This is a genomic window from uncultured Treponema sp., assembly GCF_946187725.1.
Taxonomy (GTDB): domain Bacteria; phylum Spirochaetota; class Spirochaetia; order Treponematales; family Treponemataceae; genus Treponema_D.
On the sequence record NZ_CAMHSK010000031.1, the window covers coordinates 21406 to 35641 of the forward strand.

Annotated in this window: 15 protein-coding genes; all 15 read right to left on the minus strand. The window is 45.1% G+C overall.

The features are described from left to right. Positions 1–25 precede the first annotated feature (25 nt). The 15 genes from Q0Q74_RS10605 to Q0Q74_RS10675 all read right to left on the minus strand — a co-directional run bounded on the left by Q0Q74_RS10605 (position 26) and on the right by Q0Q74_RS10675 (position 13815). Positions 26–685, minus strand: coding sequence for a hypothetical protein (locus Q0Q74_RS10605; RefSeq protein ID WP_294430678.1), 660 nt, complete (start codon positions 683–685; stop codon positions 26–28). A 98-nt stretch (positions 686–783) separates the two neighbouring features. Then, positions 784–2049, minus strand: a complete 1266-nt coding sequence (locus Q0Q74_RS10610) for a nitrogenase component 1 (protein ID WP_294430679.1) — start codon at positions 2047–2049, stop codon at positions 784–786. A 33-nt stretch (positions 2050–2082) separates the two neighbouring features. Then, a complete protein-coding gene (locus tag Q0Q74_RS10615; protein WP_294430681.1) occupies positions 2083–3558 on the minus strand; it encodes a nitrogenase component 1 in 1476 nt (491 codons plus the stop codon). A gap of 11 nt (positions 3559–3569) precedes the next feature. Beyond that, entirely contained in the window at positions 3570–4322 is a 753-nt protein-coding gene (locus Q0Q74_RS10620; RefSeq protein ID WP_294430683.1) for an amino acid ABC transporter ATP-binding protein, read from the minus strand. Positions 4323–4368: 46 nt separating this feature from the next. Further along, positions 4369–5031 carry an amino acid ABC transporter permease gene (locus Q0Q74_RS10625; protein ID WP_294430684.1) on the minus strand — a complete coding sequence of 221 codons (663 nt, stop codon included), beginning with the start codon at positions 5029–5031 and terminating at the stop codon, positions 4369–4371. Next, positions 5028–5738 carry an amino acid ABC transporter permease gene (locus Q0Q74_RS10630; protein ID WP_294430686.1) on the minus strand — a complete coding sequence of 237 codons (711 nt, stop codon included), beginning with the start codon at positions 5736–5738 and terminating at the stop codon, positions 5028–5030. Before Q0Q74_RS10630 ends, Q0Q74_RS10625 begins: the two co-directional genes overlap by 4 nt. A gap of 67 nt (positions 5739–5805) precedes the next feature. After that, positions 5806–6615: a transporter substrate-binding domain-containing protein gene (locus Q0Q74_RS10635; RefSeq protein WP_294430689.1), complete on the minus strand. Its 810-nt coding sequence runs from the start codon at positions 6613–6615 to the stop codon at positions 5806–5808. Between the two features lie 137 nt (positions 6616–6752). Beyond that, a complete protein-coding gene (locus Q0Q74_RS10640; protein WP_294430690.1) occupies positions 6753–7661 on the minus strand; it encodes a LysR family transcriptional regulator in 909 nt (302 codons plus the stop codon). 72 nt (positions 7662–7733) lie between these two features. Continuing rightward, the gene (locus Q0Q74_RS10645) at positions 7734–8558 is read right to left on the minus strand and encodes a cysteine ABC transporter substrate-binding protein (protein ID WP_294430691.1); all 825 of its coding nucleotides are present in this window, start codon (positions 8556–8558) and stop codon (positions 7734–7736) included. 242 nt (positions 8559–8800) lie between these two features. After that, positions 8801–9553 (minus strand): amino acid ABC transporter ATP-binding protein, encoded by a 753-nt coding sequence (locus tag Q0Q74_RS10650; RefSeq protein WP_294430692.1) that lies wholly within the window; start codon positions 9551–9553, stop codon positions 8801–8803. Further along, positions 9534–10244 carry an amino acid ABC transporter permease gene (locus tag Q0Q74_RS10655; RefSeq protein ID WP_294430693.1) on the minus strand — a complete coding sequence of 237 codons (711 nt, stop codon included), beginning with the start codon at positions 10242–10244 and terminating at the stop codon, positions 9534–9536. The genes Q0Q74_RS10650 and Q0Q74_RS10655 overlap by 20 nt, the downstream gene beginning before the upstream one ends. Further along, positions 10222–10884, minus strand: a complete 663-nt coding sequence (locus Q0Q74_RS10660) for an amino acid ABC transporter permease (protein WP_294430695.1) — start codon at positions 10882–10884, stop codon at positions 10222–10224. Before Q0Q74_RS10660 ends, Q0Q74_RS10655 begins: the two co-directional genes overlap by 23 nt. Before the next feature lie 35 nt (positions 10885–10919). After that, positions 10920–11162, minus strand: coding sequence for a DUF4143 domain-containing protein (locus tag Q0Q74_RS10665; RefSeq protein ID WP_367268347.1), 243 nt, complete (start codon positions 11160–11162; stop codon positions 10920–10922). Then, a complete protein-coding gene (locus Q0Q74_RS10670; RefSeq protein ID WP_294430696.1) occupies positions 11128–12300 on the minus strand; it encodes a pyridoxal phosphate-dependent aminotransferase in 1173 nt (390 codons plus the stop codon). Before Q0Q74_RS10670 ends, Q0Q74_RS10665 begins: the two co-directional genes overlap by 35 nt. 144 nt (positions 12301–12444) lie before the next feature. After that, positions 12445–13815, minus strand: coding sequence for an FAD-linked oxidase C-terminal domain-containing protein (locus tag Q0Q74_RS10675; RefSeq protein ID WP_294430699.1), 1371 nt, complete (start codon positions 13813–13815; stop codon positions 12445–12447). Between the last annotated feature and the right edge of the window lie 421 nt (positions 13816–14236).

The following is a 14236-nucleotide window of genomic DNA, read 5'->3' on the forward strand; positions in this document are numbered from 1 at the left end:
TGTATGCTTCTATGTAAACTTAGCATTATCCGTGTTGTATGGATGCGACATTCGCCGTAATTTCGCGGACCCGCTCAACGAACTCTATGTAATGATACAACGACTCGCATTTTTTTTGAAGACTTTCATTGTGATTTTTATTGATGTTTATCACGGTCGCAGTCCATTCAAATTCGCCGGAATTGTCGGGAATCTCGAATGCGTCTGAAAGGTGGTATTTCAATTCGTCCGGAAGTTCTTTTTTGCCGTTGTAGAATACGATGAATCTTGGGGATGGAATCTTTATTAGTGAGCTGCCGAAAATGTCGCGCTTCTGTCGTTTGACTTCGTTCTGATAAAGCTGCCCGAAGTACATGAGCCCTCTTAACGGCATGTTCGGGTTTACGGTTGACTGGTGTTCGAAGAGATTCATCTGCGAGTCGAGTAGAAAAGACAGGTCGTTTTTCATCGTGAGGTAGATTACATTCTCGATTGTCGTGATTCGTAAATCATCGATGTTCGTGTAGTTTTTCCTGCTCAGGGCATTGTACAGCGACAAGAGCCACCGTTTGCTCCGTTCGTCCTTGCCACTGTAGATGATGCGGAAAAGGCTGTCCTTGTAGGTGCGGTTCGTCGCGATGCCGTTAAATCCGGGGATTTCAATGTGCGTGACATCGTTGTTTTGGGGGAGAAATTCTTTTGACATAAAAGCTCCTATGTTTTTCTTGATTTGAGAATCCAACATGGAGCAAGGACCGAAGCGATAAAATTTGCCCCAAAAAAATAAATTCTGGGGCAGTGTGCTTAGAAATGATTGTACAAATCTTCCACGAGGGAAATTGCGCCGTGCGTGCCGACATGCGAGCGGTTCAAAATCTCTTTGTCGAGGCATGGATTTGATGTGATTGCGAAAAATGCGTTGAGTTTTTGGGCGATTTTCTTTTCGTAGGAGCTTCCCATGAAAAGCGTTACCTTTCCGTCGTATTTTTTGGCAATTTGCTCGATTTCGTACACATCGTTTTCAAAGTAAACATCGGCTTTTCGTGGGCAGTCAAGATTCTGAATCTCATCGCGGATTTTATCCTTGTCTTTTTCGTAGACCGAATCTGTAAGAATCACTGCGAGCGGAATGTGGCCATGGACATTTACCAGAAAGCGGGCGATTCCGAGCGCTTTTGCACTTTCACCGACGAGAATGAACCTGTGCCGTTCAAAATTTCCGAAAAGTGAATCCAGATATTCGTAAACATAAAGTTCTTCTTCGTGTGCGGCTTTTTCTGCGAGTTTTTTGTCGATTCCGAGCTTTTCTGCGATGATTTTCAAGAATGCGGCCGTATCTTTTGGTCCGACCGGCCAGCCGTTCAAGGTGAGCGTTTCAATTCCGAAGGTGTGCTTGTAATACGCATCGACATTTTTTGCTAGCCACGGTGAAAGATTGATGTTGAGCGCGGCATTTCCCGAATTCTTGAGCTGCTCGATTCCGTCACGGCGGATAAAGAAGGTGTTCGCTTTTACGCCGATTTTTGCAAGAATTCTTGTGATTTCCTCAAAATCGCCGCGCAAAGTGATGTCCGAGCTTGGCGGCTGTCCGTAGATGTTAACCAAAAGCGGATCGGTTTTCGTCTTTCTGGCAAGTGCCCTAACTGTTGCCAGAAGTGCCATGTTGTAGCCTGTGTAAGTGTCGCCCCTGAATCCTGCAGTATCAATGCTTGTGATTGGGTATGGGGAATCTGTGAATTCTGAGACAACGCTTTCGACATCATCTCCGTTGATTCCCATTGAACAGCCTGTCAGAACGGCGTAGTAATCTCCGTCCATGATTTCAAGGCTGCCTTTGATTGTCTCGCGGAGTCTTTGCGTGCCGCCGAATACGACTTCTTTTTCATAGGCGTTTGAGCTTGGCAGTCCGTGGTAGCCTCCGAGATAATAAAGATTCGTGCGGCTTGATGCTTGCATTGAGCATCCAGGACTTGCGTGCAAAATCGGAATTGCACGGTAAATGTTTCCTATTACATCAAGTGCACCGTGCAGGGAGCACAAATTTCTTGGTCTTTCTATACATTTTTCCATAATCAAAATCCTCTAATCTGTGTAATCTGTGCTTTATTCTTTCGGGAGTTCCAGATAACTGAACGCGTCCTTTTTATACCATTCTTCGCGGTAGGCGTTTTTCGAGAACTGCGAGACATTTTTATTGAAGTTATTGTTGTCGAGTGCATCCTCAATCTTTCGTCCAAGATACAAAACTCCCCTGTAGCCGAAAGTCGGGCGTTTTGAATCGAGGATGTGGAATGAAGGAATCCCAAGCCGGCTTACCCAGTTCGACATTCCGATAAAGACATCAGGCTTGAATTTTTTGAGAAGGTTGACCTGCTCGTAAGGCTGCATGTCGGCGATGTTAACAAGAAAGTCAGAGCCGTGAAGTTCTTCGAGCCGTTTGAAATCATCGATATACGCTTCGTCGTAATATGGTGTGTGCATGCACAGAAGTTTCATTCCGTAGTCACCGATTAAAGTGGCTGCTGCAAAGCCTCGTCCTGTTCCCGCCGTGAGGCACGCTTTGAGGCCGTCGGTCTTCTTTTTGATTCGCTCAACTTCTTCGCGGACTGCGGCACTTTCGGATTCGATGAAGGCTTCTGCTTCTTTTTCCTTGCCGGCTAGTTTTGCGATTGCTCTGAGCCAGCGGTTTGTGCTTCGGCTTCCAATCGGCATATTTGTTACTGCGTAAGGAATTCCGTATTTTTCGTTTAAGAATTTGATGTAGGAATCTCCGAAAATCTGGCACACTGAAATATTGTATTCCGCGGCAGGAATTTTCATGATATCCTCATAAGTCGCATTGTAGGGAAGGATATTTGCTTCAAGACCGATTGCCTTTAACATCCGCTTCATTTCCTGCTGGTCTGCCCAGCTCAGAGAATGAGTTGCAAAAAGATTGATTAAGCCTTTCTGTTTTGGCGGATGTGCATCTCGAATCACATAATTCTGGAGTGTTGCCAGGGCAAGGTCGTAGCCTGTTGCATGATTTCGGCTCTTAAAACCTTCGCAATGAACCGGTGCAAAAAGAATGTCTTTTCCTTCCCGAAGTCGGTATTTCTTTTCCATGCGCTCGGCAACGGCATCAATGTCATCTCCGATAATCGCCGCAGCACATGAGGAAAGAATGAACACGATTTTCGGATTGTAGCGCGCGACTGCCTTTTCAATAGTCTCTTCAAGTCGTTTTTCGCCGCCCAAAATGACTTCTTTTTCTCCAAGAGCTGATGAAATCACATGGCTGTCAGGGGCATCGTCACGGCCACGGTGATGCTTGTAAACATTCAGCCTGTCAATCGCACCGAATGAAGCACAGCCAGAGCAGCCAAGCGGGGAATGAATAATCATAACCGTGTCCTGCAAGGAAACGAGCGCGTTCATGCTGTTTACCTGCACGCACTGAATTCCCTGCTCAAAGGTACGGTGTGCGTTTTTTAGACAGTGAGCCTGTGCCTTTTCGCGTAACTCCCCTGATTTTCCAATCTGAACATCGGCAAAACCTGGATGGCTGTCGCGTATTGTATCTTGAATCTGCTTTTGCATACATTTTCCTTCTATATAATATAATCAGATGGCGGAAGAATTCTCTTCAAGAACTGTCTTGTTCTTTCTTCCTTAGGATTGTAGAAGATTTCAGAAGGCTTTCCTTCTTCGAGAACAAATCCTCCGTCCATAAAAACAACCTTGTCCGCGACTTCCTCGGCAAAGCTCATCTCGTGGGTTACGACAATCATCGTGTGTCCTTCTTTTGCGACCTGCTTAATCAGTGCAAGAGTTTCACCGACAAGTTCAGGGTCAAGCGCACTGGTCGGCTCATCGAACAAAATCACTTCGGCATCCAGTGCAACAGCCCTTGCGATTCCCACGCGCTGCTGCTGACCGCCAGAAAGCTGGCTCGGATAGTAATTTTCTTTATCTGCAAGCCCGACTTTTTTAAGTTCCAGTTTCGCCCGCTCAATTGCCTGTGCTTTTGGAATTCCGTGGCCAGTCACAAGTGCCTCAACTATGTTTTCAAGCGCAGTTTTATTGGCAAATAGATTGTAGTTCTGGAAGACCATCGCAGTTTTTCGCCGCACCGCAAGCACATCTTTCTTTTTTGCTCCGTGCAAATCAACCGTTATATCACCGATTGAAAGTGAGCCTTTATCAGCCCGTTCCAGAAAATTGATTGACCTCAAAAGTGTAGTCTTTCCGCTTCCACTTGGTCCTAAAATGACCACGACATTTCCGTCATCAACCGTGAGTGAAACATCATGCAGAACTTCAAGATGACCGAAAGATTTTTTTATATGCTCAAGTTTTATCATTTATAATCCTCGATTTTTTGTGATTTCGACATCGCTAAGTCGCATCTTATTTTTTTTTCGCCAGATGCTTTTCAAGTCGAACCAGGAAGAATTCAACCACAGCGTTTATCGCCCAATAGATAATCGCCGCCGCTACATATCCCTCAACATAACTGTAAGTGTCCGCACAGGGGATCGTTGAGCCGTTCAAAACATCAACGATTCCTAGTACAAGCACAATCGATGTATTCTTGATTGAACCGAGCGTGTTGTTCGTAAGGGCAGGCAGTGCGACCGGAATCATCTGTGGAATTATGATTTTCTTCAATGTCTGAACTGTCGAGAGTCCGCACGAATAAGCCGCCTCATACTGGCCTTTTGGAATCGAAAGAAACGCCCCGCGAATCGATTCGCTCACGATGATTGTACGCCCCAAAGTGAATGTAAAATACGCGAGCAGCATCGTTCCGTTTTTCCCAGGCTTAAAGCAACTCAGGTAAATCAGATGAAATACGAGGAGTGTAATCATCACCGGAATTCCTGAATAAATTGCCACGACGATTTTAAAAATTTTCTCGACTACAGGAACTTTGAAAATCCGTGCAAGCGCAATCAGCGTACCCAAAAAAAGACCGATTGCCAGCGGAATCAGGGCAAGGCGGAGTGTGACAGGAATAAAAACCACGCCTGAGAGAATGCATTTCCACAAATATTCAAAACTGAATTTCATTTTGCCCCCTCTCTCACGGCTTTCACTCCATAAGAAAGCTTTTTGTCGATTTTTGTAGTGATTGCCGTAAGAATGAAATTTATCAGAACAAAAATCGTTGCAATAATAAGATAGCTTTCAAGGCTGTGGCCTGAACTTGCACCAAGAGCACTTGCCCGGCCTATAATGTCAATCACGCCAATCATAAAGACGAGCGAAGTTTCCTGAAAAAGTCCGATCAGATTCAGCCCGGTAGAAGGAAGCGCAATCCGCACGGCCTGCGGAAGGATAATCTTCACAAAGGCATTGAATTCGCTCAGTCCACAGGCAAGTGCGGCTTCTTTCTGACCTTTAGGAATCGAAGTGATTGCACCACGAAAAATTTCTCCTAAAAACACGCCCTGATTCAAAATCAAAGCGAGGTCAACGAAAATGATTTTTTCCCATCGCCTCGTGTCTATTCCGAAAAATGATTGGAGTGCAATCGGAAGCGCGTAATAAACTACGAGCATCTGAACCAAAAGAGGTGTTCCTCTTTCAAAAGAAATAAACACGGTCAGAAGCTGGTTCAGGACAGGAATCTTTTTGATTCTGGCAGTCGCAATCAGAAGGGCAAGAACAAATCCCGCGCTAAATGAAACTGCGACTATTTCAAAAGTAATCGGCAGCTTTACAATCAGAATCGGAAAATTTTGCACAACTCGCTGCCAGGAAAATAAATCACCCATAGAACTCCAATTCGCTTTTAGAAGCAGGTGGTTTCGGCAATTCAATCACCTTAACCACCACTGTCTTCTATTTATTGATATTCTGAGTTGTGTCCGAACCGAGGTCTTTAATCGCAAGTTTTGCAAGCTCGCCCGAATCAATCAGTTTTTTGAGCGCGACATCTACATCAGCTTTTAACTGAGGATTATCCAGATTGAAGATGAAGTAAGATGCGGATGTTGAAATCGGTTCTTCGACAAGCCGGAAAATATTTCCGTATTCTTTTTGAAGCTGATTGAAACTCGGAATATTCGTGAAGAATGCGTCGTAAGTGCCGTTTTTCATAGCCGCAACAACCTGCTCGTTTGTGAGCGTGCTTGTAAGAACCGCGTTAATCTGCTCATTAGGATGGTCTTCGTTCCAGTGCTGCAAGATTGCTCCTGTTGCAGAACCTGTCGAAGCCTGCGCTGTTTTTCCGACCAAATCTTTGAGAGATTTTACATCGGTGTTGTTTTTCAGGACGACAATGTATTTTGAAAAGTCATTGTAGCCATACTCTGTGAAAAGATAGTTTTTGCGGCGCTCCGGATTAGATTCATACATATGTGCTCCGATGTCGATTTTGCCGGCGGCAAGGGCAAGAAGAATGTTCTTGAAGTCAAAAGTCTGGAATTCAAATTTGTACTGAGGCAAAAGCTCATCAATTGCCTTGATTACATCAATCTCGAAACCTGCAAGCTCTCCTTTTTCGTCAAGGTAGCAGTAAAGTGGTGAAGATGAGCCGGTTCCGACAAGAACGGTCTTCACATTTGAGTTATCCTTTTTGCACGAAACCAGACCAAAAGTCATAACGGCAAGAGTCAAAGCCAGAACATTTTTAAAAACATTTTTTTTCATAGTACCTCCTGATGTGTTTTACCCTGAATGTTGCCAGGTCAAAACCTATCGTTATGGTAGGTTATATTTTTTTGAAATCTTTGACTAATATAATTTTTTGATTGCGGTTATAGATTTTTTCTATAGGGGAGAGTGGTTTACTTTATGTTGAGGATTTTAATGATTGAAGATATGTATGCCTGACTGATATTGTCCAGTTTTTTTCCGTTTTTTTGGATATAGCCGAGTTCAAAGCTACGATTTACCGAGCCATCATGATTTTTCAGTGGAACAAGAACAAAATCTTCGCTGCTTTCTTCCCCGGAAACTCCAGAAAGAAAAGTGTAGCCGTTCAGATGTTCGATAAGGTTTAATTCTGTGGCCCTGTCAGCAACTGTGATTGCCTGATTAAGTCCGTATAGTTGTATATCTTCCTCTGAGAAAAAGGATTTTAGATCATCCGTATCGAAAGTGACGAATTTGTATTCTGAAAGGTCGTCCAACGAAACCGATTCCCTGTCTGCAAGCGGATGTGTTTTGTGCATATAAACAAAGGCACTACATTCGGTGAGTTTATGAAATGACAGTTTGTTTTCTTTGAGATTCTTTGATATTGCTTCATGATTTGAATCACTCAAATACAAAATGCCGAGTTCGCTTTTTTCTGCCATGACATCATATATTACATCTGAAGCCTTTCGTTCACGGAAAGAAAAGTCATAGCCTTCAGAAGAGAAGTTTTTTACGACTTCAACAAAGGCTTTGCGGGCAAAAGCATAATACAAGGCGGATACGGAAAATGATTTCTTTGTGTGGCAAGTGTATTTTTCAATTAATTTCTGGTACTCATGATAAAGATTTTTGGCATCAGATATGAAATCCCTTCCTTTTTCGGTTAATGTTATTCCTCGCGAATTCCTGTTGAAGATTTTGAAAGAAAGTTCGTTTTCCAAATCATGAACGCTGCTCGTAAGAGACGGCTGAGAAATGTACAGTTTTTCTGAAGCTTTGTTGAAGGAGCCTGAATCGGCCACTCCGAGGACATATTTTATCTGCTGAAGAGTCATGATTGCGGGAAGATATGCGAAAAAATCGGGTTCAGGTGATTGGCCCGAACCCGGTGTTTGATTTGTGGGGAATTAAAGCTGTCCGCCTTCAACTACGAGTGAGTCTGCATCTGAGTTTGGACCATAAACGGCGCGCAAAGTTGCTTCATAATCAGCATGGAAGAAATTTTCTTTTCCGAGTGTCTTGATTTCTTTGTTGAGCCAGTTTAAAAGTGATGAATTTCCTTTTGTAACGGCAGGAGCGATTGTATCAAGTGAACCGAGCGATTCAATTCCGACTGAGAAGCCTGGATTTTCGATTGCCCATGCGAGAACCTCTGTGTTGTCTGTAGAAAGACCTGCTCCACGGCCATCGAGCAAAGCGTTGTATGCTTCTGAATACTGGTCGAATTTCAAAAGATTTACCTGAGGATAATTCTCTGTGAAGAAAGTTTCGGCTGTTGTTCCTTTTGAAACAATCAAAGTCTTGCCGTTCAAGTCTTCTGGCTTTTTGATAAGGTCTTTGTCGTTTGAAACAACGCCCAAAGCGCACTTCATGTAAGGGAGCGCAAAATCAACTTTTTCTGCACGGGCTGGAGTGACTGTGAAGTTTGCAAGAACAAGGTCAACTTTTCCTGTTTCAAGAACTTCTACGCGGGCAGCGGCCTCAACAGGAACATATTTTACTTTTACGCCCAAATCTTTTGCGATTCGTTCTGCAAAGTAAACATCATATCCCTGATACTTGCCATACTCGTCAACATAACCGAAAGGCTTTTTGTCAGAGAAAACAGCGATTTTGATTGTCTTGCTTTTTTTAATCTGCTCTACAGTGCGGAATTTTGGTTTTGCAAATGCAGAAACAGCCGTAAGCGCAACAAGTGAAGCTGCGATAAATGTCTTAATAGATTTTTTCATATAATCACCTCGTTTTTGAAGATGATTAGTTATACCATTCATTACCTACTAAGTCAATGGGTAGGGAGCGACCCCCGAAGGGGGACAAAACCTGTGAGACAGGTTTTGAGCGAGTCTCGTTCGAAGCTATGCTTCGAGAGCGGAAGGGAGCCGGTCACCGAAGGTGAAGAAACCTGTGAGACAGGTTTCTAGGCGAGTCTCGTTCGAAGCTATGCTTCGAGAGCGGAAGGGAGCCGATAAAATTATTTTCTTCGTGACTCAAATTCGAAGTTGCTCAAAAACTTCTTTGCGCGTTCTGTTTTCGGATTTGTCCAGAATTCTTCGGGCGTTGCGATTTCTACGATTTCGCCGCCGTCCATGAAGACAATTTTATCTGCGACGGCTCGGGCGAACTGCATCTGATGGGTTACAATCAGCATCGTTTTTCCGTCGTTGGCTAGGTTCATCATAACATCAAGGACTTCGCGCACCATTTCCGGGTCGAGGGCTGCAGTTACTTCATCAAAAAGCATTACTTCCGGGTGAAGACAGAGCATTCTAACGATTGCGACGCGCTGTTTCTGCCCGCCTGAAAGCTCGCGCGGGTATGCGTTCTTTTTATCGGCAAGTCCGACTCGTTCAAGCCACATTTCGGCTTCTTTTTCGACTTCTTTCATGTCGAGGTTCAGTTCGTGAGCGTGTTTCGGACCTAAAAGCAGGTTTTTCATCACATTGAGGTGCGGGAAAAGGTCATAGCTTTGGAAAACCATGCCGATTCTCTGGCGGATTAAGTGCATGTCCTTGCTGCGGTTTGAGATTACTTCGCCGTCAAGCTTGATTTCGCCATCCTGAATCGTTTCAAGGCCGTTGATGCAGCGGAGCAGGGTAGACTTTCCGCAGCCGGATGGGCCTAAAACAACGATGACATCGCCTTTTTCGACATTGAGGGAGATTCCCTTGAGGATTTCATTTTCACCGAAAGATTTTTTGATATTTTTAATTTCCAAAAGTGCCATTTTTTTTCTCCAGTTTTTTTGCGCCGAGATTCAGGAACCAGCAGACGAAAAAGTACATCATGAAAATCACGAAGTAGACCGAGATGCTGGCCGTTGGAACTGTAAGGCGGTTTGCTTCAATAATCTGCTGGCCGATTTTTACGACTTCAATTACACCAACGAAGACTACGAGCGAAGTTGTTTTTATCATTCGGGTAATCAGGTTCATCGAAAGGGGAATCAGGCTGCGTAAAGTCTGCGGAATGATGATGTAAAAAAAGACCTGTCGTTCCGTGAGACCGATTGCCCTGCCGCTTTCATACTGGTGAACGGACACGCTTTCAAGGGATGAGCGCACTAAATCACCCATTTCGGCCGTTCCCCATAGAGTGAAGACGAGGATGCTTGCCGCTTCTCCGCTCAACGAAATGTCAAAGACGCGGGTGAGGCCATAATATGCCATGAAAAGCAGGACCATTTGCGGCATGATACGCATGACTTCCAGATAGATTTTGCAGACGACCTTAACCACATTGTTTTTGACCGTCATCAACATTCCAAAAAGGATTCCGAGGATGATTGAAAAGGCCACGGAAACAAGGGCAATCCAGACAGTAACCCAAAGTCCACCCAAAAGACGGATGAAATTCGTGCCCTTTGTGAGCACGCTGAACGCTGAAATTATGGCACTAACGGTTTCCGAATTGAGCATAACGCAGCCTCCTTTCAGCAAAAGATGCAATCACAGAGATTGGAAGAAGCAGAAGAAAATACGATACGCAGAGCAGCGTGAGTGCTTCGTCTGTTTTGTAATAAAGACCGATTAAATCTTTGGCAACATACATCAAGTCCGCAAGTGCGACGGCTGAAAATACAGATGTTTCCTTGATTAAGAACATGACATTTGCACAAAATCCCGGAACCGAAACTGAAATTGCCTGTGGCAGAATAACATACTGAGTGACCTGACGGGATGTGAGCCCTATGCACTGGGCGCTTTCAATCTGAATCTTAGAGACTGATTCAATAGCCGAACGGAAGGTTTCTTCCATATAGGAGCCGCCCAGAAAAGTAAGACCGATGATTGCACACTGAACCGAAGAAAGCTTGACTCCCATTCGCGGAAAAGCAAAATACAGGAAAAAAAGCTGAATCAGAAGGGGAGTGTTGCGGGAAAGCTCGATGTATGCACCGACAACACGCTGAATAACCGGAATTTTAAAATATTTTATGAGGGCACAAATCAGCCCCAGCAAAAACGAAAGCAGAATTCCTGCCACGGCAAGCTGTATAGTAAGTAAAGCAGCCTCTGTGTACATGGGGATAACTTTTTGAATAAACGCATAATCCATATACCTAGCATTATAGTAGTTTTGAGCGTATGCTTTCAAGGCGGTTCAGTGTGTTGGGTGAGATGCCCGGCATTGTAGTATGATTTGATTATTTCGCTGACAACGAAGTTTTCAAAAAGTCCGCCAGCCATAGCTCCATTCATTGCGACTTGTGCAGAGGTCCATCCTACAAGGAAGCAAACTAAGCCTGTGTCCATGAAATATATCTTTGGAGTTTTTACTGCCCTATTTGAAACATTCTTTTCATAAGGTTGTAAAAGCCTGATTACGCCGAATATCCGCCAGCCTGTTGAGTGCTTCGTTCAGTGTGTCGTCCTTTTTTGCGAAATGCAGGCGGACGAAGCGATTTTCCGGCTCTTTAAAGAAGCTGGAACCCGGAACCGAGCCGACTCCCACTTTCTGAGCCAGAACTTCCGCGAATTCCAAATCGGACTCATAGCCGAACTCAGAAATATCAATCAGAATGTAATACGCGCCCTCTGGAACCGTGTGCGAGAGGCCGATTGTGTCCAAGCCACGCAAGAAAAGCTCCCGCTTGTGGGTGTATTTTTTCTGCAAGTCCTTGTAATACTCGTCTCCGAACTTTAAGCCTGTGACCGCCGCTTCCTGCAAGGGGGCAGCCGCTCCGACAGTGAGAAAATCATGGACTTTTTTGATTCGCTCGGTGATTTCGGGATTTGCCTGAGTGTAGCCGAGTCGCCAGCCTGTAATCGAATAGGTTTTTGAAAGCGAATTGCAGGTAATCGTGCGCTCCTTCATGCCGGGAAGACTTGCCATGTAGGTGTGCTCGTGCGGTTTGTAAAGAATGTGCTCGTAAACTTCATCTGTGATGACAAAAGTGTCGTATTTTTTTGCGAGGTCGGCGATTATCGTAAGCTCTTCCCGGGTAAAAACTTTTCCGCACGGGTTCGACGGATTGCAGACGATGATTGCCTTTGGTTTCTGCTTGAAAGCGTCTTCGAGGACACTTGCATCAAATCGGAAAGTCGGCGGAATAAGAGGAACATAAATCGGATCTGCCCCAGAAAGAATCGTGTCCGCGCCATAATTTTCATAAAATGGCGAGAATACAATCACTTTGTCGCCGGAATTTGTCACGCTCATCATTGTGGCCATCATCGCCTCGGTTGAGCCACAAGTGACAACAAGCTCCTCGTTCGGGTTCACGCTCACGCCCGAAAAGTGCTCGATTTTGGCTGCAAGTGCCTCACGGAAATTCTGTGCTCCCCAGGTGATTGCGTACTGGTGAAAGTCTTCCTTTGTGACCTGGGCCAGTCGTTCAAGAATAGGGCGGGGCGGCTCAAAGTCCGGGAATCCCTGTGAGAGATTTACGGCTCCGTACTGATTTGAAATGCGTGTCATGCGGCGGATTACGCTGTCAGTAAAAGTTGCGGTTCGGTTTGAAAGTTCTGGCATAATGTTTGCTCCATTTCGTTTTTAAACTTAAGGGCACAACCGCCGACAAGCGGCGGTCGGGTGTTCCGCACTTCGCTAACGCTCATTCCTACGCTACGCTTCGGAACTGCTTCGCAGGTGCTCCATACCCTTGTGCGGGCATCTTTATCTCACATACGAAATATTTGCGTTCAAAATCCTTTTCGGGTCAAAGGCGGATTTTACGGCGTTCATAAGCTCCACATTTGCCTTTGGAGTCTCTGCAAAGAAAAACTCTCTCTTGCTCACTCCTAGTCCATGCTCGCCGGAAATAAGACCGCCAAGTTCCCTTGCATAAGAATAGAGTTTTTCAAGATTTTCGTGAAGTTCTTTTTGCCAAGTTTCTTCGCTGCGGTCGCCACGGACAACGCAAAGGTGAACGTTTCCGTCGCCTGCGTGACCGAAGCTAATCATCTGCATTCCGCTTTTGCCTTCGAGCTTGTTCACGAAATTGACGAAATCAGCGACTTTTGCAATCGGAACGACAATATCAAGCGGTTCCTGCTCGCTCACAGCCTCAACAGCCTTCACAAGACAGCCCCGGATGCGCCACACATTCTGAGAAAGTGCGGAGTCATCAAGGAAAATGATTTTCTCTGCTGAATCTTTGAGGACAGTTTGCAGATTTTTGTAAGCTTCATCGATTTCGCCTGCACTTCCGTCAAAAGTGAGAAGGAGATAAGCCTCGCTTTCGAGCGGAAATTTGAGATTGAGAAACTTTTCGCCCAGAGCAACGACTTTTTTTTCGATGAACTCAACTGCCGTGGGATTGAGATTCGCCTGTAAGATTTTTGGGACAGCCTCAATCCCGGATTTGAGCGAGTTGAAGCCCGCAAGAACGCTCAGAGATTTTTCTGGTTTTCCCACAAGGCGCAAAAGGCATTTTGTGATGACGGCAAGAGTTCCTTCCGAGCCGATTACCATGTCTTTGAGGTCAAGACCTGTGGTGTCCTTTCGGTTTTTGCTACCCAAGGTGATTATGGTTCCGTCGGCTTTTACGATTTCAAGCCCCATCACATAGTCGCGTGTGACTCCGTATTTTACGGCGCGCATTCCGCCAGCATTGGTAGAAATGTTTCCGCCGATTGAAGCCCGCTTTTCTCCCGGATCAGGCGGATAAAAAAGCCCCATGCTCTCGACATATTTCTGAAAGTCCTCAAGAATCACGCCAGGCTCAACAGTCGCCGTAAAGTTTTCCCTGTCGATTTCAAGAATTTTGTTCATCAAAGAAAAATCAAGGATGATAGAACCGTCATGCGGAACAGTAGACCCCACAAGATTAGTTCCCGCCCCGCGAAGAGTTACCGGAATTCCATTCGAGTAAGCGAAGCGCAGGATTGCACTCACTTCCTCTGTAGAGACCGGAAAAACCAGCGCCGAAGCCACTCCCTTCTTGCGCCCAAGCGTATCAGAAAGATACCGAGCCTCGATTTTATCCGAAAAAACAAGCCGGGAAGAATCTTTTATTATAGAAGAAAGTTGTGTAATGTCGGTCATTTTGCCTTCCTGTTGCATTAGACGCAGATGCACTAGCCGCGAGAGCGGCAAGTAAATAATTTCTACTAACGCAAACGACACGAAGTGGCGTATGCACGCTGATGCACGCAGATTTTAAATTTTATTTATATCTGTGTTTATCTGCGTCTATCCGCGTCAAAATTATTTTAAGCGGGCGTTGCGCCCGGCGTTTGAGGGCGCAGAAGGGGTAGCGGAAAACGCGAAGCGGTTGGAGCGAGGGGAAGGCTTTCCCCTCATCATTACTAATTGCACATTGCTAATTCCCAACTGCTCACTGCTAACCGCTACCTGCTAACTTTTAACTCCTGACTTTAGAATTCATCAATGTCCCAGCCTTCTTTGATAAAGTAGCCGCCGAAGTCCTTGTTGAAGACTTTTTCTGTTTCGGCTGTCTGGAAGG